The organism is Alteromonas sp. H02 (assembly GCF_059682525.1).
The window spans coordinates 665419-689347 of sequence record NZ_CM185021.1; the positions used below are offsets into that span (position 1 = coordinate 665419).

General features: G+C 49.5%; 22 protein-coding genes. 14 read left to right on the forward strand and 8 right to left on the reverse strand.

Translation table 11 applies throughout. From position 1 onward, the window contains the following. Positions 1-61 precede the first annotated feature (61 nt). Positions 62-1096 carry a glycoside hydrolase family 43 protein gene (locus AC566Q_RS02975; RefSeq protein WP_499613493.1) on the forward strand — a complete coding sequence of 345 codons (1035 nt, stop codon included), beginning with the start codon at positions 62-64 and terminating at the stop codon, positions 1094-1096. On the opposite strand, the gene AC566Q_RS02980 is transcribed toward AC566Q_RS02975, so the two are convergent. Next, positions 1093-1995, reverse strand: coding sequence for an AEC family transporter (locus tag AC566Q_RS02980; RefSeq protein ID WP_499613496.1), 903 nt, complete (start codon positions 1993-1995; stop codon positions 1093-1095). The genes AC566Q_RS02975 and AC566Q_RS02980 overlap by 4 nt on opposite strands. 394 nt (positions 1996-2389) lie before the next feature. On the opposite strand from AC566Q_RS02980, the gene AC566Q_RS02985 reads away from it, so the two are divergent. Further along, positions 2390-3733, forward strand: coding sequence for a cytochrome-c peroxidase (locus AC566Q_RS02985; protein WP_105933737.1), 1344 nt, complete (start codon positions 2390-2392; stop codon positions 3731-3733). Here the strand turns inward: AC566Q_RS02985 and AC566Q_RS02990 are convergent. Both AC566Q_RS02990 and AC566Q_RS02995 read right to left on the reverse strand, forming a co-directional pair. Next, the gene (locus tag AC566Q_RS02990) at positions 3665-4621 is read right to left on the reverse strand and encodes a sialate O-acetylesterase (protein ID WP_499613501.1); all 957 of its coding nucleotides are present in this window, start codon (positions 4619-4621) and stop codon (positions 3665-3667) included. The genes AC566Q_RS02985 and AC566Q_RS02990 overlap by 69 nt on opposite strands. A 76-nt stretch (positions 4622-4697) precedes the next feature. Beyond that, on the reverse strand, positions 4698-6326 hold the full coding sequence (locus tag AC566Q_RS02995; protein WP_499613504.1) for a sodium:solute symporter: 1629 nt from the start codon (positions 6324-6326) through the stop codon (positions 4698-4700). Between the two features lie 273 nt (positions 6327-6599). Between AC566Q_RS02995 and AC566Q_RS03000 the strand changes: the two genes are divergently transcribed. The 11 genes from AC566Q_RS03000 to AC566Q_RS03050 all read left to right on the forward strand — a co-directional run bounded on the left by AC566Q_RS03000 (position 6600) and on the right by AC566Q_RS03050 (position 16493). Continuing rightward, on the forward strand, positions 6600-7319 hold the full coding sequence (locus AC566Q_RS03000; RefSeq protein ID WP_105933734.1) for a FadR/GntR family transcriptional regulator: 720 nt from the start codon (positions 6600-6602) through the stop codon (positions 7317-7319). 62 nt (positions 7320-7381) lie between these two features. Then, positions 7382-8161, forward strand: a complete 780-nt coding sequence (locus AC566Q_RS03005; RefSeq protein WP_105933733.1) for an SDR family NAD(P)-dependent oxidoreductase — start codon at positions 7382-7384, stop codon at positions 8159-8161. Positions 8162-8389: 228 nt separating this feature from the next. Next, positions 8390-9094, forward strand: coding sequence for a sulfite exporter TauE/SafE family protein (locus tag AC566Q_RS03010; RefSeq protein WP_499613506.1), 705 nt, complete (start codon positions 8390-8392; stop codon positions 9092-9094). A 120-nt stretch (positions 9095-9214) separates the two neighbouring features. Beyond that, a complete protein-coding gene (locus tag AC566Q_RS03015) occupies positions 9215-9619 on the forward strand; it encodes a hypothetical protein (protein ID WP_499613509.1) in 405 nt (134 codons plus the stop codon). A 60-nt stretch (positions 9620-9679) separates the two neighbouring features. After that, a complete protein-coding gene (locus AC566Q_RS03020) occupies positions 9680-10564 on the forward strand; it encodes an SMP-30/gluconolactonase/LRE family protein (RefSeq protein WP_499613511.1) in 885 nt (294 codons plus the stop codon). Positions 10565-10769: 205 nt separating this feature from the next. After that, entirely contained in the window at positions 10770-11816 is a 1047-nt protein-coding gene (locus AC566Q_RS03025; protein ID WP_499613513.1) for a UDP-glucose--hexose-1-phosphate uridylyltransferase, read from the forward strand. After that, positions 11813-12961, forward strand: coding sequence for a galactokinase (galK, locus tag AC566Q_RS03030; protein WP_499613518.1), 1149 nt, complete (start codon positions 11813-11815; stop codon positions 12959-12961). The genes AC566Q_RS03025 and galK overlap by 4 nt, the downstream gene beginning before the upstream one ends. 48 nt (positions 12962-13009) lie before the next feature. Then, positions 13010-14572, forward strand: a complete 1563-nt coding sequence (locus AC566Q_RS03035) for a sodium/sugar symporter (RefSeq protein WP_499613521.1) — start codon at positions 13010-13012, stop codon at positions 14570-14572. Between the two features lie 130 nt (positions 14573-14702). After that, positions 14703-15230 (forward strand): DUF8051 family protein, encoded by a 528-nt coding sequence (locus tag AC566Q_RS03040; RefSeq protein WP_499613523.1) that lies wholly within the window; start codon positions 14703-14705, stop codon positions 15228-15230. 221 nt (positions 15231-15451) lie between these two features. After that, complete coding sequence (locus AC566Q_RS03045) at positions 15452-16009, forward strand: single-stranded DNA-binding protein (RefSeq protein ID WP_105933724.1); 558 nt, start codon at positions 15452-15454, stop codon at positions 16007-16009. Positions 16010-16127: 118 nt separating this feature from the next. Then, entirely contained in the window at positions 16128-16493 is a 366-nt protein-coding gene (locus AC566Q_RS03050) for a zf-TFIIB domain-containing protein (protein ID WP_105933723.1), read from the forward strand. A gap of 112 nt (positions 16494-16605) precedes the next feature. On the opposite strand, the gene AC566Q_RS03055 is transcribed toward AC566Q_RS03050, so the two are convergent. From AC566Q_RS03055 to AC566Q_RS03070, 4 genes are all read right to left on the reverse strand, one after another. After that, positions 16606-17418 (reverse strand): TonB-dependent receptor, encoded by an 813-nt coding sequence (locus AC566Q_RS03055; protein WP_499617346.1) that lies wholly within the window; start codon positions 17416-17418, stop codon positions 16606-16608. After that, entirely contained in the window at positions 17419-18696 is a 1278-nt protein-coding gene (locus AC566Q_RS03060) for a TonB-dependent receptor (RefSeq protein WP_499613533.1), read from the reverse strand. A 315-nt stretch (positions 18697-19011) separates the two neighbouring features. Continuing rightward, complete coding sequence (locus AC566Q_RS03065) at positions 19012-20109, reverse strand: acetate/propionate family kinase (protein ID WP_105933721.1); 1098 nt, start codon at positions 20107-20109, stop codon at positions 19012-19014. Next, entirely contained in the window at positions 20106-21500 is a 1395-nt protein-coding gene (locus AC566Q_RS03070) for a bifunctional enoyl-CoA hydratase/phosphate acetyltransferase (protein ID WP_105933720.1), read from the reverse strand. The genes AC566Q_RS03065 and AC566Q_RS03070 overlap by 4 nt, the downstream gene beginning before the upstream one ends. Before the next feature lie 168 nt (positions 21501-21668). Between AC566Q_RS03070 and AC566Q_RS03075 the strand changes: the two genes are divergently transcribed. Next, positions 21669-23405, forward strand: a complete 1737-nt coding sequence (locus tag AC566Q_RS03075; protein WP_499613543.1) for a PHA/PHB synthase family protein — start codon at positions 21669-21671, stop codon at positions 23403-23405. A gap of 9 nt (positions 23406-23414) precedes the next feature. Here the strand turns inward: AC566Q_RS03075 and AC566Q_RS03080 are convergent, their stop codons facing one another. Then, positions 23415-23927: an Lcl C-terminal domain-containing protein gene (locus tag AC566Q_RS03080; RefSeq protein ID WP_105933718.1), complete on the reverse strand. Its 513-nt coding sequence runs from the start codon at positions 23925-23927 to the stop codon at positions 23415-23417. Positions 23928-23929 lie beyond the last annotated feature (2 nt).

Genomic DNA, 23929 nt, shown 5'->3' on the forward strand with positions numbered 1-23929 from the left:
ATAATTGATTAGCAACTGCGCAACCGCAATTGCCCGTTCATTTTTAAATTAAGGACTCGCTATGTTGTTTGATTTTAAAACCATACTGCGCACCAGCCTGAGCATTGCCTGTACCGCCTTTGTAGCGTTAAGCGCCGCACCGGTGGTGGCAGCTCCGCTTGAGCCTATTGATAATCCTATCGTGGTCCAGCGGGCCGATCCCTGGATTGTACAACACGAGGACGGTTGTTATACGTTTATCGGCACCTCACCTAAGTTTGACGAAATAGAGCTGCGCGCTGCCTGCCGGCTCAATGATTTGAAAATTGCCGAGCCGAAAGTCATCTGGCGCAAGAATGACAAGGGGCCGATGAGCGTAAATATCTGGGCGCCGGAATTACACGAGGTGGACGGCGACTGGTATATCTATTTTACCGCCGGCGATGTGGATGCGCCCTGGAGTATTAGAATGTATGCGCTAAAAAATACCGCAGCGAACCCAATGGACGGAGAATGGACCGAAGCCGGTCGCATTCAGACCCCGGTTGATTCTTTCTCGCTGGATGCCACAACCTTTGAACATGGCGGCAAACGGTATCTGGTTTGGGCCCAGCAGGATGCTAAGCGCAGTTACAATTCGGCGCTGTGGATAGCCGAAATGGACTCGCCTACCTCAATTAAGTTCGACACAGTCACCTTGTTGAGTGAGCCTACTCTGGATTGGGAGGTGGCCGGTTATAAGGTTAACGAAGGAGCCGCAGTGCTTGTTCGCCACGGCCGGGTGCTTATTACCTATTCGGCCAGTGCCACCGATCACCGCTATGCTATGGGATTGCTGTGGGCCGATGAAGACGCGGATCTACTCGATCCTGTCAGCTGGCATAAAAAAGCTGAGCCGGTATTTACCACCAATGCAGCGGTGGGCCGCTATGGCCCCGGCCACAATAGTTTTGTAAAAGCCGAGGATGGCGAAACCGACCTGATGATTTACCACAGCCGTGATTATAAAACCCTGCGCGGGACGCCACTTACCGACCCTAACCGTCACGCCAGAGCCCGGGTAATTTACTGGGATGCGGAAGGATTTCCGGTATTTTTCAGCGATAAAACTGACTAATCGAGCACAAAGAATAGTGCCACCGGCACTACTACCAGACTGGCAATATTGCCGAGTAAAACAATCGACGCCACCGTGTGTGGCGCCTGTTTGTAGCGCTCTGCCAGCATAAAATTGAGTACGGCCGGCGGCAGTACAGAAAACAACACAAAATACGCCGTATGTTCGCTAGATAGCCCTGCCAGCAGGGCAAACGGGTAAGCGACCATAAAGCCGGTTAGTGGCCCGTATAACCCCCAGAACAAGCCGGAACGCCAGTCGGCAAAGTCCACATCGGTCATGCGAACCCCCAGTGCAAACAACATCAGCGGAATGGAAATCTGCCCCAGCATGTCGATGGGTGTGCTTATCCACATCGGCAATGACCAGCCGGATAAACTCCATACCAGCCCGGCTGCGGTAGCCATTACCATTGGGTTGGTTGCCAGCGTCTTTAGCTGAGCTTTGTCATGCAGGATGTAAACGCCCAGCGAGAAATGCAGCAGCGTACTGACCAGAAACATGGCAATAGCCGCACTTAATCCGGCTTCACCAAAGGCCAGTAAGGCCAGGGGCAAGCCCAGGTTGCCGCAGTTGTTAAACATAGTGGGCGGAGCAAAAATTTTGGGCGACACCCCCAGCCATTTACACATCGGCAGCGCCAGTAAGCCGGAGCCGATCACCATCAGCAAAGTCCCCAGCATTAGGTCGAGATAACTAAATAAATCAAAAGACTTAGATGCCATGACAGAAAAAATCAGTGCGGGCACAAAAATATCGATGTTGATGCGATTGGCCACCCCCATGTCTGAGTCGGTTTTGCGGGCATAAAGAAATCCCACCATCACCATGGCAAATAACGGAAAAACGGTGGCAAAGATGCGCTCAATAATGGGCAGTAAAGCAAAGCTGTCTGACATGACAATCCTGTCTGAAAATAGCGAGACTAACCGTAAACAAAAACACGGAAATTCAGAGTAACGTTATTACCCGGTGGATACCAACAGATTGCGACAGATACCGAAGGATAGTCGTTAGCTCCCCAAAACGCCCGGCGTCGTAAGCAATACGTCGACCGACCTGTATGGATGGATTGCGAAAAGCGAGCGCACTGCACCAAAAAGTTCCATTGGCTAAGAGTAATGGGCAATTTTTGTCGCTTTTTTTTACAGCTTCCCCCGGCCTGAATTTTAACTATATGAAATTTCTTATGTAAAAAACTGGCCCTTTCCTTGCTGTGTAAAAAATGTACAGCAAAAATAACTTTTCTATTTTTCCGGTTTAGTCCACATAAACCGCCATTAAAAGGAATTAATGATGAAATTAAACTCCTCACTGCTCTGCGTAAGTGCATTATTTCTCAGTGTTGTTCATAGTGGCCTGGCGGAAGACCTGCCATCCCCGGTGGTTGATTCGGATTACCATTATAATGGCGCGCCGGATGAAGAACTGGTTGAGCTGGGTCGCATGTTATTTTTCGATAAAATCATGAGTGGCAATCAGAATATTTCCTGTGCAACCTGCCACAACCCCCTGACATTCAGTGCTGATGGTTTGTCACTTGGCGTAGGTGAGGGAGGTAAAGGGCTGGGGCGTTATCGCGATACCGGTGAGGGAGATGATGCGGTTGAGGGGCGAATTGGCCGTCATGCGCCACATCTATACAACCTTGGCGCTAAAGAGTTTACTCATATGAACTGGAATGGCATTCACTTTGAAGAGAATGGGGTGGTGAATACCGCTGCCAATCGCGATACGCCACCAGACTTGCATAACGTGCTGGCGGGCCAGGCATTGTTTCCTATTCTTAATCAAAACGAAATGCTTGGCGACCCGATTGAGAATGAAATCGTCGCCCGTTTGATTCTCTCCCGTAACAATAGTTTCCCACCGCTTTGGAATGCTTATATGGAGCGGCTGCGGGTCAATCCGGATTATGTTCGTTTATTTGATGCGGCTTTCGATGATGTCCGTCGTCCGGCAGATATCAAGATTCAGCACTATGCGAATGCGGTGGCCGCGTTTCAGACCGTCGCTTTCAGAAGTGATAACAGCCCCTTTGATGCTTACCTGCGCGGTGATTCTGAGGCAATGACCGCTCAGCAGGTGCGTGGTATGGATTTATTTTACGGTGCAGCTAACTGCAGCAGTTGCCATAGCGGTAAATTTCAGACTGACCACCAGTTTTACGGTATTGCTATTCCACAGGTAGGGCCGGGCGGTGAGGGGCGCACGCCTCATCAGGACCGTGGCCGAGCAGAAGCAACCCGAATGGATGAAGACTGGGGTAAATTCAGAACGCCGTCGCTGCGTAATGTGGCCTTAACTGCGCCCTATGGTCATACCGGAGCTTATGCCACGCTGCGTGGGATAGTAATGCATCATCTTGATCCACTCACAGCACTGGAAAACTATGATCCCAGTCAGTTGGTAAAACCTTCCCGTGAAGATCTGGATGAAGGTGATTTGATTGGCCACGATGACCTCAGTCTACGTCAGATAGTGATTGATGCTAACGACTTGCAACCGGTCTCGCTCACCGCAGCCGAAGTTGATGATTTACTGGCATTTCTTGAAGCATTAACTGACTTAAGTGTTATGGAAGATCTTGAGTTGATTCCACAAAGTGTTCCCAGTGGATTGCCGGTGAAAGACTAGATCTTCGATTTCTTCAGCTACTCGCTCAGCAAATTGGCGCCCTAATGTCAGGTAATCCGCGGATGTATAGTGCCAGCCGTCATCAAGGTGGGTAAAGCTTTCAGTGACGGTAACCAGGGCTGCGCAGCTATCCTGCTCAACAAAGTCGAGCTGTGCCTGCTGAACCAGACTGCCCCAGTTCATTCGCAAACCGTCTTCGGGATCCAGTCCTGAATCAGTAATTTTGCCTAATACCACCGGTAAATCCGGGTTGCGAAGAGCGGCTCTGAACAGCGCCATCATCGTTTTCAGATTTTCCAGATAGCGATTGGCGGTTATTTCGCTGTCGTAGGCATCTGACTCGCCCTGCATCCAGATAATCCCTGCGGGGATAAGAGTGTCAGGCTCACCGTCGCCATCGATATCCCGGCTGGCAAAAGCATTGCTGAGTGTGGATAAAAAGTGATCATACTGGTTTATGCCATTGCCACGGCGATAGTCTGGGTACCAGTTGTTACCCACCCCATAACCGAGGGCAGAGCCGCCCAGTGCATACTTAATCAGAGCCACCTTTTGTTGAGGATTCAGTTTGGCAATCTGATGGCCAAAACTCAGTTCCGGGCCGAAATAGTCTGAATGCTGATTGGTGTTGCCATCGGAATAAAACTGTCGGCCGAAGCCCGGTTGCAGTGTATCCCAGAGGCCAAGGCCGCCACCAGGTTTAAAGTCGGCTACCGGATTGCCCTGGAAAACGGGCACTGATTTAAGTGGTGCCCGATAATTGGCTGGCAAATCGACATTTTCACCAAAGCCTTCCATGTTTGATTGGCCGCCAAGGTAGTAAACCTTATACGTGGTTGCTGTAGCAGGAAATGTTACCAGTAACATTAAGGTGAGTATCTTCAGCATGGCGTCAGTCCGGGGAGTTTTTGCTAGTTTGGTGTAGATAAAGAAAAGCCGGTGACGATGGCACCGGCTTGGTCGTTTACCAGAAGCGGATATAAATAAAAGCTGTGATACCCAATATACCCACGGTATGGATGTAATCCCACTTATCCAGACCATCGACCACTTCTTTCATGGTACCTTTGCCCAGTGTTCTGAACGTAAGGCCCTGCAGTTTCTCTTCACTGGCCGCTTTGGTGAACATACTCACCACAATCATGATGACAGTCACCAGGACGAACAACAGGATACAGTAGTACAGCCAGTTCATCTCCACAATCCAGGCAAAGCTGGTGTTGGCCAGGCTGTCTTTGAATGGCAGCATGACCAGTCTGATCATACCCAGTACAAAGCCCGAAACCAGGCCGGCATAACCAGCGGCCGGCGTAATACGACGGCTTACCAGGCCAAGCAGGAACACTGCTGCAATCCCTGGGGCAATAAGCGACTGTACGCTCTGCAGATACTCATACAACACATCGGCGATTAAGCTCATCACCGGGATCCACAGGATACCCAGAATAACAATTACGATAGTGGCGAGACGGCCCACTTTAAGCAGGTGCTTTTCGCTGGATTCAGGTTTGAACTTCTTATAGAAATCGATGGTAAACAGCGTAGCAGAAGAGTTGAACAGTGATGCCAGTGAACTCATCAGCGCGGCAACCAGACCGCCGATAACAATCCCTTTAACGCCTGAAGGCAGCAGTTCAGCAACCAGTGTCGGGAATGCCTGGTCGGCGCTGGCGTAATTGATAATGCCTTTTTCCTTAAGGGCCACAGCAATCATGCCCGGGAACAGAAAAATAAACACGGGTAATAACTTCAGGTAACCGGCAAACATGGTACCGCGACGGGCTTCCTTAATGCCTTTAGCAGATAGTACACGCTGTACGATGTATTGGTCGGTACACCAGTACCAGAAACCAATGATGAATGAGCCGAAAATGATGCCAGGCCATGGGAAGTCAACATCGCTGGCTGAGCGAATCAGATGCAGATTAGCGTCGTTAATACGTTCTACTTCAGACCAGCCGCCAACCTGATCGAGGCCAACGACCAGGATTACCACCGAACCGATGATCAGTACCGGTGTTTGTAATACCGAGGTCCACATGATGGCTTTCATGCCACCGAGTACGGTGTAAATACCGGTAATGATGACCAGGCCCAGCGCCGATATCCAGAAGAAGTCGATTCCCCAGATACTGTCAATGCCAAGGATAGTTTTAAACGCAATACCGCCGGCATAAACCGTTACTGCAACCTTGGTTAACACGTAACTGACCAGTGAAATCACCGACAGGAAGGTACGTGAAGCAGAGTTGTAGCGGCGTTCCAGGAACTCCGGCATGGTGTAAACTTTACTGCTCCAGTAGAAGGGCACAAAAACCCAACCAAGCAGCAGGATGATCCACGACTGCAATTCCCAGTGAGCGAGCGCCATCCCCGACTGGGCACCGGAACCAGACAGGCCAACCAAATGCTCAGAGCCAATATTTGAGGCAAAGATTGAGGCACCAATCACCAGCCAGCTTGCATTACGACCGGCAAGAAAATAATCAGCCGTATCTTCTTCTTTTTGCCGCATGGACATCCCGACCACGCCAAGTAACAAAATAAAAAAACCAGCCAGAACCAGCCAGTCGAGTGTACTTAATTCAACCATGTAATAACCCTGATACCATGATGTCAGCTCAAAATAATTAAAAAAATATTATATTACAATATGGGTAATGAAAAGCTTTTTGTTAAAACAGCGTTAAATTCCATAATGGCGTTAGTAGATTGTTTTTAGTGCTGGATCAATTTTAAACGCTTGCACGTTGGGGGCTTACAACTCTATGATGTGAACAACTATATTAACAATAAAGCCAACAGGTACCACCGATAAATATGATATTATCCGTGGTTATGGCCGTAAGCAGAAAGATTATAATCCATGGCGCGAATTGAGAATTTAAACCTGTCGCAACGCGTTACCAATGAATTGGGTAAAGCGATTATTGCAGGAGTCTATGGCGAGGGCTCTGGCCTTCCAACTGAAGCTCAGCTTTGTACCGAGTATGGCATTAGCCGTACAGCAGTGCGCGAAGCAGTGAAAATGCTGGCAGCTAAGGGGTTAATATCGTCCCGGCCGCGCCAGGGGATTCGGGTTGAACCACCAGAAAACTGGAACTTATACGATACCAGTGTACTGGGGTGGATGTTTGAGAGCAGCCCTTCATTGCTGGTATTAAAAGAGTTTTTGCAAATGCGCCTGGCCATTGAACCACAGGCGGCAGCACTGGCAGCTAAACACGGCTCACCGGAAGCCATCGCGCAAATCGAGGTGGCCTTAAATGCCATGGATAACGCTGCACAAACCGACGGTTCTATCCATCAGCCCGATGTAGAGTTTCATACGGCCATATTACTTGCCAGTGGTAATCGTTTTTTCTACCAGCTTCGGGATTTCATCAGTACCGCTTTAAATGTAAGCTTCCAGTATACGACTAATGCCAAGGACAGCCTGCAAACCATCGCCGACGAACATCGCAAGATTTATCAGGCAATCAAAAATGGTGAAGCAGAGCGAGCCAAAAACATGATGGCGTATCTGATAGATGAAGCAATGGCTTATATTGAATTGAAAATTGCTGAATCTGAACTGTCAGCGTAACGAATTTTTATTTAACAACGAAAGTTGGTGTTTACTGAGCCATCATCTATGGTGATTTTTTTATGACCCAGTCGTCTGATACTTCGGCCTGTTATCCAAGCCTGAACAACCGCAGCGTATTTATTACCGGCGGTGGAACAGGTATTGGCGAGGTTATGGTGGAACGATTTTGTGCACAGGGAGCCCGGGTGTGTTTTGTTGATGTCAATGTAGACAAAAGCCAGGCATTGGTAGAACGAATAGCGCAAGCCGGAAAAGGCCAGGCCACTTTTATAGAGTGCGACTTGCGCGACCTCAAAGCCCTTAAAGGGGCTATCAGTGAGGCCGCAAGACTGCATGGCGACATTAGCGTGCTGATTAACAATGCGGCCGATGATACCCGTCACGAATTTGAAGAGGTGGACGAGGAATACTGGAATGATCGCATTAACGTAAACCTGCGTCCGAGCTTTTTTGCTGCCCAGGCGGTTGTCGAGCAAATGCGCCGCTGCGGTGGTGGCAGTATTGTCAATATGGGGTCGGTAAGCTGGCGCCAGAAGCAAACCTGCATGCCCGTTTACACGACGGCTAAAGCAGCAATTGATGGCCTGACCCGTACCCTGGCTGCCAAGCTAGGACCTGAGCATATTCGGGTGAACACGCTGGTACCGGGCTGGGTGATGACCGAGAGACAGATGACCCGTTGGGCTGGTCCTGAAATTGTACAGGAAGTACAACAGGCGCAGTGTATTCATGAAACCCTGTTACCCATCGATATTGCCAACGCAGCATTATTTCTCGCCGCTGACGATAGCAAAATGATGACAGCGCAAACGCTGATTATCGATGCGGGCTGGGTATAACGCTATTCTAACGCCTGCCGGCACTGCGCCGGCATGCCTAATCCGCTGAATTTTTCCTTTTCTCTGGACTGGTCTGCAGCCCCTGCTGCGGCTGCAAACAACTATTCCGACTAATTGTTATGTTGCAAAAATGTTTACATTCTGGCACTGTGCACAAATCATATGTAATATAATATGTAAATTGCATGTTACGCATAACAGTTAAGTTTTAGTTGAAGGATTGTTTGTTTGACCGACTATATCCTGGTGTACCTGGTCCTGATCATCGGTTCATGCTTGCAGAGTGTTATAGGCTTTGGGCTTGGCTTGTTGGGTGCACCGCTTATCTTTTTGATCATGCCCGAACTGGTGCCTGGTCCCATGATCCTCAATGCTTTACTGTTAACCACGCTGTTGGCAGTTAAACATCAGTACGATATCAACTTGAAACAAACCGGCTTCTCAATTCTTGGCGGCACGGCCGGTGTGCTGGTGGCCGGTAGTGTGCTGCTTTACATAGACGCCCATCAGTACCAGATGTTGTTAGGCGTGTGTATTATTGCCGCAGTAATATTGTCTATGGTGGGCGTTACGCCGCGGATCAGCGTCATTTCCAATTTAATCGCGGCCATGATTTCGGGCTTTATGGGTACCACAACATCGGCAGGCGGAGCGCCTATGGGCTTGCTTTATCAGGCGGAAGATAAAGATAAAATCAAAGCCAATCTGAGCGTCTTTTTTGTTTATATCAACATGTTTGGCATCGCGGTATTGTGGTTTACCGACGCAGCGGGGCATGATGATCTTGAGCTTTTCTTAAAATGTATTCCGGCTATTCTGATTGGCTGGTTTGCGTCGTTTTTCATTAACCGGCGTATCAACGAAATACTGGTGAGAAAACTGATCCTGGTGGTAGCAGCGTTTGCCGGTACCGTGCTGATTGTTGCCAGTTAAACTGGCTTGATAAAACCTCATCATAAACTGCTCTGAACCTGTCCTTAGGTTCTACAGACCCAGCGTGCATTTACAATTACATTGGTTTTTGTCAAATGACGGTTACGCGGGGAGATCGATATGGAACGAATATATATTTACTCAAGCCTGGTGCTGATGACTGTGGCGGTTTATCACGGCTTTAGCGAAGGATACATCTGGTTACCCGTTATCCTGACGCCCATCGCGCTTGTCGTTGCGGCAAAGCTTTATGCCCACACGCAGGGCAAACAACTAAGTCAGTGGCAAAAAGACTTACCGGTGCTGAAATTCATGGCCTGTGTTTTAAGAGACCAGCGATTGCGCCAGCAACAAAACAGTCAGTCACTGTTTGCTTTACTGTTTTTTGGTAGCTTTTTCCTTGGCGCAGATATCTCAATGATCTTATTCTTAAATGACATTCACTACTCGATTCTGTTTACAGGTTGTGTAAGCTTTGCCTTTTTCTATTCGGCTTTGATGGTGAATTATCGGGCGGCTAACTGACGAAGGCAGTTGGTGAGAGCAGGGTTCACCTGTAGGGCTTTTTAACAGTGAAAGGATGTAATGCCGGTTAAAATTTTAAATGTAAGTCATCACAGATGCAGTCTCGGCGAGGGTATTTATTACAGTACCCGGTATAACAGCGTATTTTGGGTCGATATTAAACAGCAACTGTTATACCGCATGGATTACGCCACAAAGGCCGTGATCGCTATCCCAATGCCAGAACAAACTGGCTGGGTGAAGGAAACCCGTTCCGGCCGTTTTATTGTTGGGCTGCAGTCGGGCATATACTGGCTAAACGACAATCTGAGCTGTGGCGAGTGCTGTTTGTTGCTGAGCGAAGAACCGGTAGGCAATCGCTTAAATGATGCAAAAACCGACCAAGCTGGTCGGTTGTATTTTGGTACCATGGATGACAGTGAAACGGCCCCCTGCGGGAGTCTCTATCAACTGGCCAGTCTTAACGATACCAGCACGCTGCATAAAGTAGACCGTGGCTATACCGTATCCAATGGCCCGGCATTTAACCTTGCCGGCGATCGGCTTTATTCAGTGAGCTCTGCCACCCGAACCATCTACGCTTTTACCGTTGATGGCCATGGACAGCTATCCCATAAGCGCCAACACATTGTTTTACCTGAGCACCACGGTTATCCGGACGGTATTACGGTGGATAGCCATGACAACCTTTGGGTGGCCTGCTGGCAAGGCCATGGGCTATGTTGCTTTGATCCGGCAGGAAAGCTCATCGAGCGAATTGTGTTGCCTGCGCCACAAATTACTAATATCACTTTCGGCGGGCCAGAATATTCAACACTGTTTGTTACCTCAGCTTGCATCGGTATGGATGATGACGCGTTAAATCAGTATCCGTTGGCTGGTAGCGTGTTTGAACTCGACGTGGGCGTAACAGGTGTGGCTGAACCGCGGGTTAATGATAACTAGCCCCGGTTTTATTCACCTCTTGTATACTGCCGTAAGGTAAACGTATACCCTGCCTGAGGGCTCTCCACAGTTCATACTAGGCAAGCCTAGTTTATGTTAATTAGCTGAGCAGTGCAAAGATGTTTGCTCAGAGTTATTTACATCTACGTAAAAAAATATGAGAATGGGGAAAACGTTTACCCTTTAAATTAAACAGGAATTAACCATGTCTGTTCCTTTTGAGCCGTCTGATCATCCGCATCGACGTTACAATCCGTTACTGCAAGAATGGGTACTGGTATCGCCACACCGGGCCAAGCGCCCCTGGCAGGGGCAGCAGGATGAACCCGACCAATCCGTCTTACCAGCGTACGACGAGAGTTGTTACTTGTGCCCGGGAAACACCCGGATCAACGGGGAAGTGAACCCGGCATATAAAGGCACTTTCGTGTTTACTAATGATTTCGCCGCACTGCAAGCGGACACGCCGGATAGTACCAGCAGCGATCCATTGTTTCGCTATGAGTCTGAACAGGGATGTAGCCGGGTGATTTGCTTTTCGCCGGATCACAGTAAAACGCTACCATTACTGACCGATGAGGAAAGAGTCCGCGTAGTGAAATGCTGGATGGCGCAAACCGCAGAGTTAGGCAAAAGTTATCAGTGGGTACAGGTTTTTGAGAACAAAGGCGCCATGATGGGCTGCTCCAATCCGCATCCTCATGGACAAGTCTGGGCTCAACGTCATTTACCAACGCAGGCGGCCAGGAAACTGGCAAGCTTCGCTGAGTACTATCAGCAGCATCAGCGAGCCCTGCTGCTCGATTATGCAGAACGCGAAATAGCGCTCAAAGAGCGGGTAGTATGCAGTAATGAAGACTGGCTGGTTGTCGTTCCGTACTGGGCCGCCTGGCCGTTCGAAACTCTGCTATTACCGCGCTTTAGTGTGAGTTCGCTGGCTGATCTGAGTGAGATTCAGGCACGAAACCTTGCCATCATTGTGGGCGAAATTACCAGTAAGTATGACAACCTGTTTAACACGTCTTTCCCTTATTCAATGGGTTGGCACAGTCAGCCCTTTGATGACAAAGTACATCCAGAATGGGGGCTCCACGCACACTTCTTTCCGCCATTGTTGCGCTCTGCCAGCATTCGAAAGTTTATGGTTGGCTATGAGATGATGGCGGAAGCTCAGCGCGACCTCACACCTGAACAAGCTGCCCGGCAGCTGCAGGCGCTTTCTGCCACACACTATAAAAAGGCCGGCCAATGACGCTTGCAGATATTTCTTCGCTTTTCTCTGCCTATTTTAACATCACGCCAGAGGTAACCAGCCACGCCCCCGGCCGGGTCAATCTGATTGGTGAGCATACTGACTATAATCAGGGCTTTGTTTTTCCGGTTGCGATCAACTTTGGCACCGAGATTGCCACGGCAAAGCGAGATGACGACATTGTTAAGGTGGTAGCCGTTGACTACGATAACGAATGCGCGTCATTTTCCCTGGATAACATTGAGCACCAGCCACAGCCAGGCTGGCTCAACTATGTAAAAGGAGTGTGTCAGGTTGTCAAAGCGAAGTATCCACAACTGGGCGGGGCAAACCTGGTGGTTACCGGTAACGTGCCACAAGGCGCGGGGCTGAGTTCATCTGCTTCTTTTGAAATTGCGATTATCAGTGCCCTAACGCAGCTTTACGAGCTGAATATCGAAGGCATTGAGGCTGCCTTGCTGGGTCAGCAGGCCGAAAATGAATTTGTCGGCTGTTCCTGCGGCATTATGGATCAACTGATATCGGCACTCGGCAAACGTGGTAAAGCGATGTTGTTGGATTGTCGCGACCTGTCTCAGCGTTTTATCGATTTACCCGAAGATTCCGCCATTATGATCATCGACTCCAACGTGAAGCGGGGATTGGTCGACAGCGAATACAATTTGCGTCGTCAGCAATGCGAGGCAGCAGCCCGCAAACTTGGCGTGGCCAGTTTACGGGATGCCGACACTGAGCTGCTGGAAGCCGCCAAAAATACGCTTAGTGAGAATGAGTACAAGCGCGCACGCCATATCATCGGCGAAAACGCACGCACCACTGCCATGTTTGATGCATTGGCAAAGGATGACATTGCTAAAGTGAGTCAGCTGATGGCCGAGTCGCATATTTCAATGCGCGATGACTTCGAAATAACCGTACCACCTATTGATTTTCTTGTAGAAATTATCCAACAGGAAATAGGCGAAACCGGCGGGGTTAGGATGACGGGAGGCGGATTTGGCGGTTGTGTTGTTGCTTTATTACGAAAAAATTTACTTTTAGGGGTGACTAAACAGGTAGAAGACAAGTATTATGCGCGAACTGGGTTGAAACAAAAAGTTTACATTTGTACTACAAATCAGGGCGCTTTTGACGAAAATACTTGATTTCGTTACTTACTTACGAATAAAAATTACAATCTATTGGGTCGCATAATGAAAATTGAAACACTCGACATAGCGTTATTCGCTATCTATGTGATTGCCTTAATCGGCATAGCATGGAGGGTTTCTCGTGAAGAAAAGGGACACGAGAAAGACACAAACGATTACTTTCTGGCGGGTTCCAGTTTGCCATGGTGGGCCATCGGTGCGTCACTGATTGCAGCCAATATTTCGGCAGAGCAGATCATCGGGATGTCTGGTTCTGGTTATATGGTGGGGCTGGCGATAGCATCCTACGAGTGGATGGCAGCTATCACACTGATTATTGTAGGTAAATATTTCCTGCCTATTTTCCTGAAGCACAAAATCTACACCATGCCGCAATTCCTGGAGCAGCGCTACGACCATCGTGTGCGCATGGTAATGGCGGTGTTCTGGTTGGGCGTTTATGTGTTTGTAAACCTCACAGCAGTATTATGGCTGGGTGCACTGGCAATTAATACCATCGCCGGTGTCGACCTGATGTACGGCATGATTTTCCTCGCTGTGTTCTCCCTGGCTTACTCTTTATACGGTGGTCTGAAAGCCGTGGCCATGACCGATATTATTCAGGTCGTGTTGTTAGTGTTAGGCGGTCTCTTCCTATCTTATACTGCACTGAACATTATCGGTGACGGGGCTGGATTCTGGGCTGGTTTCAATACCGTCACTACTGAGTTGCCGGGTAAATTCGATATGATCCTTAGCGAAGAAAATCCGCATTATATGGATCTGCCGGGCCTATCGGTACTGATTGGTGGTTTGTGGATCATGAACCTGTCTTACTGGGGCTTCAACCAGTACATTATCCAAAGAACGCTGGCGGCGAAAAGTGTTAATGAAGCGCAGAAAGGGATTGTGTTTGCTGCATTCCTGAAGGTGTTGATGCCGTTGATTGTAGTATTACCTGGTATTGCTGCAGTGCTGCTGGTGCCGGATTTGGAAAAGGCCGACCAGGCCTACCCGTCGCTGATGACCCTGATGCCAGTTGGTCTTAAAGGCATTATCTTTGCTGCCCTGGTTGCGGCAATCGTGTCGTCTCTGGCGTCGATGACCAACAGTGTGTCGACTATCTTTACCATGGATATTTATAAGGACCGTAACCCTGATAAGAGCCAGCATCACTATGTAAAAGTAGGCCGTATTGTGAGCTTACTGGCGCTGATTATTGCCATGATTGTGGCTAAACCATTACTCGGTCAGTTTGATCAGGCGTTCCAGTATATTCAGGAATTCACCGGCTTCTTCACACCCGGTATCGTTGCGCTGTTTGCGCTGGGTATGTTCTGGAAGAAAACCACGGCTAATGGTGGTCTGGTAGCGGCCGTTGGCTCTGCGGTATTCAGTCTGGCATTTAAACTGATGCTACCTGCACTGCCATTTATGGACCGCGTGGGAATTGTATTTTTACTGTGTGTTGGCCTGGCCGTTGTTGTTAGCCTGTTCGAAGGTAAAGGGGACCATGAGCACGCAGTACAACTCAACGACATCAATTTCAAAACCTCATCAGTGTTTAATATGGCTTCCTTGGCATTAACCATTGTTGTTGCGGCGTTTTATATCACCTGGTGGTAAGCGCCGTCTGTAAATCTATGTCGCTTAACGTATAAAGCTGAAAGCCTCAACGCCGGTTGAGGCTTTTTTTTACCTGTGTTTTACCTGTCGGTGTTTAGTCTGTCGGTATTGAATTAACCGGAGACAAATCATGCATAACAAAATTACCTGGCTGCTGCTGATATCGGCGCTGCTGCTGATTACGCTGGTGCCGGGAGGCCCCATAGAAAACCGGGACTTTTCCCATCTTTCGCCATTGTTGCTCAGTACCTTTAATCTGTTTTTAACCACCCTTGGGCTGGGGAGTCTGATGGCGGCCTACTTTGTCAGACTACATGCCCGCTGGGCGATAGTTGCCGGGATGCTGGCAGGCATAAGCTATTTCATCGTTTACCTGTTGGATCTGGCCCGCATGTTTCCGGTATCACCATCGCCCACGCCGCTGCTATTGGAACTGATTGAGATTGTCGGGCTTATCTTATCCTTACCTACCATGTATTGGTGTCTGAAGGTGTTAACAAAGACGTCATTGATGAATGAAGAGCCGGTCATGGAGTACCACACGGGTTCGCCTTTAACGGTATTTTTGCTGTTTTGTTGTATTGTCATTGTAGGTTTGATGGTGGTTGTTTTTGCCACACTGGCCGCAATGGGGCGTTTACCCGGCTGGGTTATGTGAAACAACCGGTTGCAAGAACAGGTGAAAGTCGCGCTAATTTGCCGTAGTCTAATTGGTAAAACAACGAGTTAGTATTTTGTCACTGGGGATTTTTATTTAACCTCAAAAAGGCGCTGAGCGAGCGCAAAAAATGCGTTATAATGGCAAGCTTTACAAACGACGACGAAGCGCTGCATGCGCTTATATTATTATAAAAGCGTAAACAGATTTTAGGAGACATCATGGCAACTCGAGGCGTTAACAAAGTCATTCTGGTCGGTAATTTAGGTAACGACCCGGAAGTACGTTACATGCCCAACGGCAACGCCGTTGCCAATCTGAGCCTGGCAACCAGTGAAAGCTGGAAAGATCAGCAGGGGCAGGTGCAGGAACGAACTGAATGGCACCGTTTAACCATGTACCGTCGGTTAGCAGAAATTGCCGGTGAATACCTTAAAAAAGGTTCGCAAATTTACGTTGAAGGTAAACTGCAAACCCGCAAATGGCAGGATCAACAGGGGCAGGATCGTTACACCACAGAAATCATCGTCGACCAGATGCAAATGCTCGGTGGCCGTGAAGGTGGTCAGGGCGGACAGGGCGGCGGCTATCAACAGCGTCCACAAGGCGGTCAGCAGGGCGGTGGTTACGGCGGCGGCAACCAGAATTATGGTGGTGGCAATCAGGGCGGAAACTACCAGCAACCACCTCAGCAGCAACGTCCGCAGGGCGGCCAGAATCAGCAAAAGCCTCCTATGGCTGAGCCTGACTTCGACTTTGACGACGACATCCCGTTCTAGATCTAAGGTATGGTTGTTTTACAAACCCCGCATCAGCGGGGTTTTTTATTGGCAATGACAGCACCGCCAAAAATGCATATAGTAGAATTCTGTCAGTTTCACTTCTGCAGGAAGTTAGATGGATTGTCCCAAGTGTCATGGTCGTTTTGAGCATATCAATACGCCTGCCGGCGTGGTTGAGCGTTGCAGCACCTGCCACGGCTTATGGTTTGATGTGATGGAGCATAAGGCGCTAAAGGATTTTGCCCGCGCTCTGGACACCGGCGATAAGAAAATGGGCACGCTTTATAGTGAAATAAGCGATATTCAATGCCCGGTGTGTCCGAATAGTAAAATGCTCGAGATGACCGACAGCGCGCAGCGACATATTCATTTTGAAAGCTGTCCCCATTGCCATGGCCGGTTTTACGATGCCGGTGAATATGTTGATTACGCCACGATTTCTGTGAGTGACTTTCTGAAACGTTTCGGATTGCGAAAGTAAAGCTCAGCGGGAAACCGCTCTTTAAACGGGCTAATAGGCTTTTGTGTTTGCGAAAAAAAGCCCCGCTTGTGCAGGGCCTTTGGCTTTAAAGGCTTACAGGCGCAAAGACTTCTTAAAATCTGCCTACAACTGTCAGCATCGCGTTAAGTGGCGCCGCTACCGTTGCCTGATTGGTGGCTTGGGCATTCGGGAAGTACAGTTCGTCGGTCAGGTTTTCGATGTTCAGCTGCACACGCAGGTCTTCGCTGATATCGTAATACGCCGAGGCATCCCAACGGGTATAGCTGGGTAATACCGCCGAATTTCCGTTGTTAATAAAGCTCTCATCCTGAAAGGTGGCGCCCAGGCCAACACCAAATACGTCATTCACCTGATAAGTGCTCCATACCGAGAAGGTGTTTTTCGGCAACTCGCGAGGAGTGCGGCCGGTGGGGCCACTACGGTCCACAATTTCGCCTTCAAGGTGGCTGTAATTAGCGGTAATACGCCAGTCATCATTCACATAGCCGGTGAGTTGCAGCTCGTAGCCAGAGATATCTGAATTAATCACATCCAGGGTTTCCGGGTTATCATCGGCCACCTGAGGAGAGCTTTGCTCGTTTTCAAACACGGCGGCGGTGAAGCTCAGACCCTGGGCAAAATCCCACTTAATACCAATTTCCTGATTGCTGTAGGTATCAGGATCCAGTTGGTTGTCACTGCCGTTAATATCGGTATATTGCTCGCCACTGCGCGGCAGGAAAGACTCGCTGTAACTGGCATAAAGCGAGATGTTTTCTTGCGGCTTATAAATAAGCCCGGCACGAGGAGAAACCTGTTCGTCGGTGCGGCTGCGGGTTTCCACTGCCTTAGCGTTAAAAACCTCAATATCGAAACGGTCAAAACGGGCACCAAGGACCAGGTCCAGGTGTTCAGATAGCTCAATCTAATCCTGCACAAAGAACGAGGCAACATCCAGGGTGACCCGCGTATCATCATTGAGTGCCGTAAAAGCGGTGGTTACCTGATCACCTGCAGCGTTGATGCCGCTGAAACCGCTAAAGGCCAACGGGCGCTGGGTGAAAAACGTTTCGCGGTCATTGCCGGTGCTGTCAAATACCGGATTCAGGCGGAACTGATCTGAATTCGTGCGAATAATCTCTGTACCTGCGATCACCATATGGCCAATGCCGCCGGTGCTGAATTCGCTGATCAGGTTACCCGATACAATCAGATTGTCGCGGGCTGTTTCATCAATATAACCGTCCAGCTCAATAATGTTGGTGTCGGCGTCATAGCCACTGGCGTAAAAGTTTGAGTAAACCTTGTCGTAGTCGCCGTAAAACACGTTAACGTTGGCTTTAGTATAATCGTTAAACTGGTGCGACAGGTTAACGCGGAATACGTGGGCCTCGAGTTCGTGGTAGTTATTCTCCGGGTCGCCAAACACCACATTTTTCAGTGACTCTACCGGACGACCATCGGCGCCGGTGGGAATACCACGGTCGATAAATCGCTCGTGGTTGATGTATTCGTAAGACACATCCAGCACGCTGTCGTCGCTTAATTCAAACCTGGCGGTGGGATTAAATCCAATGCGCTCGCCGTCGAAGAAGTCACGGTGGTTGTCCAGCGATTCGTACATCGCATTAATACGCAGCGCTGAGGTGCTGCTCATATCGGTGTTGGTGTCGATTTCTATGCCATAGCCGCCAAAGGTGTTGAGTGTGGCTTTGTAACCGGTAAAGGTTTCATCTAATTTCGCTTTCTTTGAGACCCGGTTCAGGATTCCGCCGGTGCCACCGCGGCCGAAGAGCAGGGCGTTGGGCCCGCGCAGGATTTCCACCTGTTCCACATTGTACAGCGAGCGATAGTACTGCACGTCATCGCGGTTACCATCAATGTAAAAATCTGCTGTCGAGCGAACGCCGCGGAACACCACTGAATCGCGGTGTCCCTCGCCCTGAGAGGTATTAACGCCTGGCGTGTAGTCGATGATTTCACCAATACTGGTGATCCCGCGCTCGGTAATGTCCTCGGCCGTCAAAATCGACAGGCTCTGTGGCACATCAATAATCGGTGTGGGCGTTTTTACTGAATTGGACTCATTGATCGATAAATACTGGCCTTCAATAGTAATGCGTTCGGGGTCATCTGCCGTGCTGGCTGATACTGAGGTATTAAAGGTAAGCGCTGCGGCAACTACTGATAGTGCAAATTTCAAACTAAAATCTCCAGGTATGCTGAGCTGAAATATCGGTCAACAGCCCCACCAATCTGGGTTGGTTGAGGAATGATCGACTGCAAAATTTGAGCGAATAGTAATGCGAATAATTCTTGATTACAACCAGAGTTTTAATTTAGATTAAAGTCTATGTTTAGTTTTACTTAATCTTTAGGGCTTGATTGGCGGGCTTATTGAGAGAGTAAGCGCTATTAGTGAGCCGGTTGTTTAGCCGGTTAATAGCCAGATAAAACGTCCTGTCAGCGCGGGTTGATAGACCAGATTTGAAAGGCGCAGTTCACAGCGACAAGCGCTTTACGAATTAAGCGCCTGCTGCATGTAGTGGGCAATCATCCATTCTTCATTGGTGGGGATCACTCGCACAGTGACAGTTGATGATGACGTGCTGATTATGGGGCGGTTGTCCTGGTTGGCGGTATTATCTAACTCAACGCCAAGCCAGCAGAGCTGCTCGCACACCCTGCGGCGGATATCCGGAGCGTTTTCTCCCACTCCTGCGGTAAAAATCAACGTATCCAGGCCTTGTAACTCGGCGGTCAGGCTACCAATGGCTCGTACGATGTAGCGGCAATACAGGGTAAGTGCATGAGTCACAGCAGGCTCATCATCATGTTGCTCCAGAATTCGCATGTCACCAGAATAACCGGAAACCCCCAGCAGCCCCGACGATTTATACAATGCACTGGTCACTTCTGAGGCCGACATCCCCAAGTGGGTTATGCAGTGTAATACCAGCCCCGGATCCAAAGTGCCGCAGCGAGTTGCCATCATCAGACCATCAAGGGCGGTAAAGCCCATGGTTGAGCTAACGCTTTTACCTTTATACATAGCGCAACCACTGGCGCCGCTGCCCAAGTGCAACACAATACATCTACCGCCCGCTGAAGGATCTGAAGCGGCAAGCTGATGACTGATGTAATCGTAAGATAAACCGTGGAAACCATAACGGCGAAGCCCTTGATGGCGCAAGGAGTCAGGCAAAGCATAATCGGTTGACACTCTAGGTTGCGTAGCGTGAAAAGCGGTGTCGAAGCAGGCCACCTGAGGTAATTCCGGGTGCAGCTCGCGCAGTACTCTCACGGCATGCAGATTATGCGGCTGGTGTAAGGGGGCCAGATCGCACTGTTTATTGAGTGATGCGAGTGAGCTATCATCAATGAGTAGTGGTTGCGTATAGGCGGTACCGCCATGCACCACCCGGTGCCCCACAGCCCTGACATAGCCGCCATGGTGCAATACTTCTTCCAGCGTTTCGGCATAGTTATCTTCATTAAGTTCGAATAGGCCCCGTTCTACTACCGCCAGGCTGATGGCGTCAAATACGGCGTATTTTAAGGTGGAAGAGCCGCTGTTTAATACCAGGTAATGGGGGCTATCGGTTTGCTTGCTCATAACGGCAGATCCCCGCGTTTACGCTGATAAACCAATGCCATGGCACAAGACACTTTGCGGGTTAGCGGCCCGCCGGCACGACTGGTCAGAATAATCGGTGCTCTGGCCCCCAGTACAATGCCTGCTCCTTCGATGCCGGACAGGTAACGCATTTGTTTAAACAACATATTGCCCGATTCTAAATCCGGTGCGACCAGAATGTCAGCGTCGCCGGCCACCTGCGATAATATTCCCTTGGCTTTCGCCGCCTCAGCCGAAATGGCATTATCCATTGCCAGCGGTCCGTCGAGGAGTCCTCCCACTATCTGACCACGCTCGGCCATTTTACAAAGTGCAGTGGCATCAAGTGTTGAAGGTATTTTTTCTTCCACCGTTTCCACCGCAGATAATATCGCGACCTTGGGAGTGCGGTTTGTCAGGGTATACACCAGTTCGATGGCGTTTTGAATAATATCCTTTTTAGCGGCCAGGTTAGGGCGGATATTTATCGCGGCATCGGTGAGAAAAAGCGTCTTGTGGTAACTGGGGGCATCAAGCGCAAATATATGACTCATCACCCGCCCGGTTCTTAATCCGTAATCCTTATTGAGTACTTCATGCATCATTTCATCGGTGTGTAAATGGCCTTTCATCAGTGCTTCGGCCTTACCACTGCTTACCAGTTTTACCGCCGTTTCAGCCGCGGCATGGCTATGCGGTGTATCAACCAGTTCAAATGAGGATATGTCGAGTTTATTTTCCCGCGCGACTTGTTCGATGCGGGCTGTGGGGCCCACCAGAATAGGGGTAATAAGGTTATCTGCAGCGGCTTCTACAGCGCCGGCCAGTGAATTGAGATCCACCGGATGAATAACACAGGTTTTGAGCGGAGACATATCTTTTGCCATGTCCATAAACTGCTGATAGCGCTCACTGCTTTGTTCTTTGAGTTCAACCGCCGGCAACACTGCTCTGGGCCTATCGATTTGTTCGGTAGGCGCTTTTACCAGTGCCTGACCGTCAATAACAACTTCACCGTCCTGATTAGTACAGGCACAGCCGAGCAGGATTTGATAATGCTCACGTTTTTCTAACACGGTTACCGTGACGGTGAGGTTATCGCCCAGGCAAACCGGGCGGCGGAAGGTGAAATCCTGCTTAAGATAAATGGTGCCCGGGCCTGGAAGTTGGGTACCCAGCACGGTTGAAATTAATGCTCCTCCCCACATCCCATGGGCGATAATGTGATGAAACTGAGAGCTGTTAGCGTACTCCTCGTCTACGTGGGCCGGGTTTACATCGCCCGACATAATGGCAAACAACTGAATATCTTTACGGGTCAGTGTGCGGCTAAGCGAGGCTTTATCGCCCACCGTAATGTTGTTGTAGGGTTTATTGCGGATCATTTCCATATTGATTCTCCGGCCAGAGGCGCCAAATTGTGAATGCTGTAACTCGCTTTGTAATATTACATGGTTACACTACAGGTTGATGAATAAATGTGTATTGATACCTATCAAGATCAAGCTTTTTAAGCGCTGAAGCTGTTATGCTGAACAAAACAGTCTGGGAGACTTGTTGTGATAAACCACGAAAGTAACGTTATTGAATATACTTACACCGATCAGCATGCGGTACCCTACGATGTTAGTGAACCGCTTAATCCTGATTATGCCATTAATCAACTCCTCGCGCAGTTCACCGGAGGCATCGATCCGGTGGCTTATTCGCTGGCTTTTACCGATTGGTTTATTCATTTGCTGCTGTCACTGGGTAAACAGCAGGCACTACTGGACTTAAGTCTGACTAATGCCAGTACGCTCAATAAAAACCTCGAAAAAGCCGCAGACGACAACCGGCTATCCGGTCCCGAATGGCAAACCTGGCCCTATGCCGTGTATCGGCAAAATTACCTGGCCATGCGCCAGTGGTGGCAACTGGCCACCCGCGATGTGCAGGGCGTTGAAAAACACCATACTGATATGGTGAACTTTTCCGTGCGGCAGTGGCTGGAAGCTTTGTCACCGGCTAACTACATGACTACTAACCCGCAGGTTATTCATAAAACCCTGGAGTCTGCCGGGGCGAACCTGGTGAAAGGCGTTGATAATTTTATCGAGGACTTCCAGCAACAGTACTTCAGGGAACCTGAGCTTCAACGCCAGGAAACCTACCGTGTAGGCGAAAATATTGCCGTCACACCTGGCCAGGTAGTATTCAAAAACAACCTGCTGGAGCTTATTCAGTACAGCCCGGACACCGAAGAGGTGTGCGCTGAGCCCGTGCTGGTAGTGCCGGCGTGGATTATGAAATACTACATTCTGGATCTGTCTGAGCACAACTCGTTGATAAGGTATTTAGTGCAGCAGGGCCATACGGTATTTATGATTTCCTGGAAAAATCCTCAACAAGAGGATCATAACGTTGGCCTGATCGATTACCTGAAGAAAGGCCTTGGTGAGGCAATAGAAGCCGTTCAGCAACGGGTACCCGGGGAACAAATCAATGGGGTTGGCTACTGTCTGGGGGGCACCCTGCTGACGATGGCTGCGGCCTGGCTGGCCCGGGAAAAGCGTAATCCATTTTGTGCGCTAACGTTATTGGCTGCACAGACCGATTTCAGTGATGCCGGCGACCTCAGGTTATTCATTGACGAAAGCCAGTTGTCGATGTTGGAGGCGGTGATGGCTAAAAACGGTTTCCTGCCCAAAGAAAGCATGGCTGGCACTTTTACTCTGCTGAGGGCGAATTATTTACTGTGGTCGCGATGGGTAAAAGAATATCTGCTAGGTGAACGCCAGCACCCTAACGACCTGTTGACCTGGAATAAAGACGCTACTCGCATGCCAGCGCGCATGCATGCCGAATATTTGCGCCAGTTTTATTTACATAATTCGCTGGCGAGCGGTCAGTTTATGGTGGATGACAGGCCCATTGCGCTGGCCGATATTCAGGTACCGTTGTTTGTAGTCGGTACCGCCAAGGATCATGTCGCGCCATGGCAATCGGTGTATAAAATTAACTTTTTGATTGATAAAGATATTACATTCTTACTGACCAATGGTGGGCATAATGCCGGGATTATCAGTGAACCTGGTCATGCCCATCGGGTTTATCAGATGGCTACCCGCAAGGAAGACGGGGCTTATCTGCCACCCCAGGCATGGCTTGATGAAGTGCCATTACAGGAAGGTTCCTGGTGGCCGGTCTGGCAGCAATGGCTAACCTCACAGTCAAGCCGTAAGGTCAGCGCCAGACCGGTGGAAGCCATTAAGACGTTACCGGCCGCTCCCGGCGATTATGTGCTGGCGCAATAGCGTTGGAGGTTACTCGAGAAGATTGGTGCGCACCAGCCGTAGGTAGACTGCCCGTTGCTTTTCTTTAATGGAATAACTGGCATTAAAGAAGGCCACGGTCCAGACCCTTTCCGGGTCGTTCAGGCTTGGCGTGGACGACCAGAAGCTGTCTTGCGGTGTCGCCGGGAAAAACGCGGTATTCACCGACGGTCTTACGCAGTTTTTCTCGGTCAGAGAGGCCAGTTCTTTGACATTGGGAACACGCCAGCCTTCCAGTAATTCAGCGTCATAATCCCGGGCATATACCAGCGCCTGCTGCCAGGTCAGCTGTTCTGCTTCGCCGCTGCAGGTCTCGCCGGTCCAGGTTTGCCCTACCGCACAGCGCTGCCAGATCAGGCCGGTGCGAATATGTAAAACGGTGCCCGTAACGAATGGGCTGAATTCTTCATCCGGAGTGGATTCAACCGCATTGGTAAGGCATTCCTGAGCTGAGAGCTGGGCCATTACTCCCAGGCTAAACAGTAAAGTGATTAGGCGTTTCATGA

What these genes read in the sequence shown, in the direction of transcription:
- AC566Q_RS02975 (WP_499613493.1), top strand. Translation starts at nt 62, where the DNA reads ATGTTGTTTGATTTTAAAACCATACTGCGCACCAGCCTGAGCATTGCC.
- AC566Q_RS02980 (WP_499613496.1), bottom strand. Translation starts at nt 1,995, where the DNA reads ATGTCAGACAGCTTTGCTTTACTGCCCATTATTGAGCGCATCTTTGCC.
- AC566Q_RS02985 (WP_105933737.1), top strand. Translation starts at nt 2,390, where the DNA reads ATGATGAAATTAAACTCCTCACTGCTCTGCGTAAGTGCATTATTTCTC.
- AC566Q_RS02990 (WP_499613501.1), bottom strand. Translation starts at nt 4,621, where the DNA reads ATGCTGAAGATACTCACCTTAATGTTACTGGTAACATTTCCTGCTACA.
- AC566Q_RS02995 (WP_499613504.1), bottom strand. Translation starts at nt 6,326, where the DNA reads ATGGTTGAATTAAGTACACTCGACTGGCTGGTTCTGGCTGGTTTTTTT.
- AC566Q_RS03000 (WP_105933734.1), top strand. Translation starts at nt 6,600, where the DNA reads ATGGCGCGAATTGAGAATTTAAACCTGTCGCAACGCGTTACCAATGAA.
- AC566Q_RS03005 (WP_105933733.1), top strand. Translation starts at nt 7,382, where the DNA reads ATGACCCAGTCGTCTGATACTTCGGCCTGTTATCCAAGCCTGAACAAC.
- AC566Q_RS03015 (WP_499613509.1), top strand. Translation starts at nt 9,215, where the DNA reads ATGGAACGAATATATATTTACTCAAGCCTGGTGCTGATGACTGTGGCG.
- AC566Q_RS03020 (WP_499613511.1), top strand. Translation starts at nt 9,680, where the DNA reads ATGCCGGTTAAAATTTTAAATGTAAGTCATCACAGATGCAGTCTCGGC.
- AC566Q_RS03025 (WP_499613513.1), top strand. Translation starts at nt 10,770, where the DNA reads ATGTCTGTTCCTTTTGAGCCGTCTGATCATCCGCATCGACGTTACAAT.
- galK (WP_499613518.1), top strand. Translation starts at nt 11,813, where the DNA reads ATGACGCTTGCAGATATTTCTTCGCTTTTCTCTGCCTATTTTAACATC.
- AC566Q_RS03035 (WP_499613521.1), top strand. Translation starts at nt 13,010, where the DNA reads ATGAAAATTGAAACACTCGACATAGCGTTATTCGCTATCTATGTGATT.
- AC566Q_RS03040 (WP_499613523.1), top strand. Translation starts at nt 14,703, where the DNA reads ATGCATAACAAAATTACCTGGCTGCTGCTGATATCGGCGCTGCTGCTG.
- AC566Q_RS03045 (WP_105933724.1), top strand. Translation starts at nt 15,452, where the DNA reads ATGGCAACTCGAGGCGTTAACAAAGTCATTCTGGTCGGTAATTTAGGT.
- AC566Q_RS03050 (WP_105933723.1), top strand. Translation starts at nt 16,128, where the DNA reads ATGGATTGTCCCAAGTGTCATGGTCGTTTTGAGCATATCAATACGCCT.
- AC566Q_RS03065 (WP_105933721.1), bottom strand. Translation starts at nt 20,109, where the DNA reads ATGAGCAAGCAAACCGATAGCCCCCATTACCTGGTATTAAACAGCGGC.
- AC566Q_RS03070 (WP_105933720.1), bottom strand. Translation starts at nt 21,500, where the DNA reads ATGGAAATGATCCGCAATAAACCCTACAACAACATTACGGTGGGCGAT.
- AC566Q_RS03080 (WP_105933718.1), bottom strand. Translation starts at nt 23,927, where the DNA reads ATGAAACGCCTAATCACTTTACTGTTTAGCCTGGGAGTAATGGCCCAG.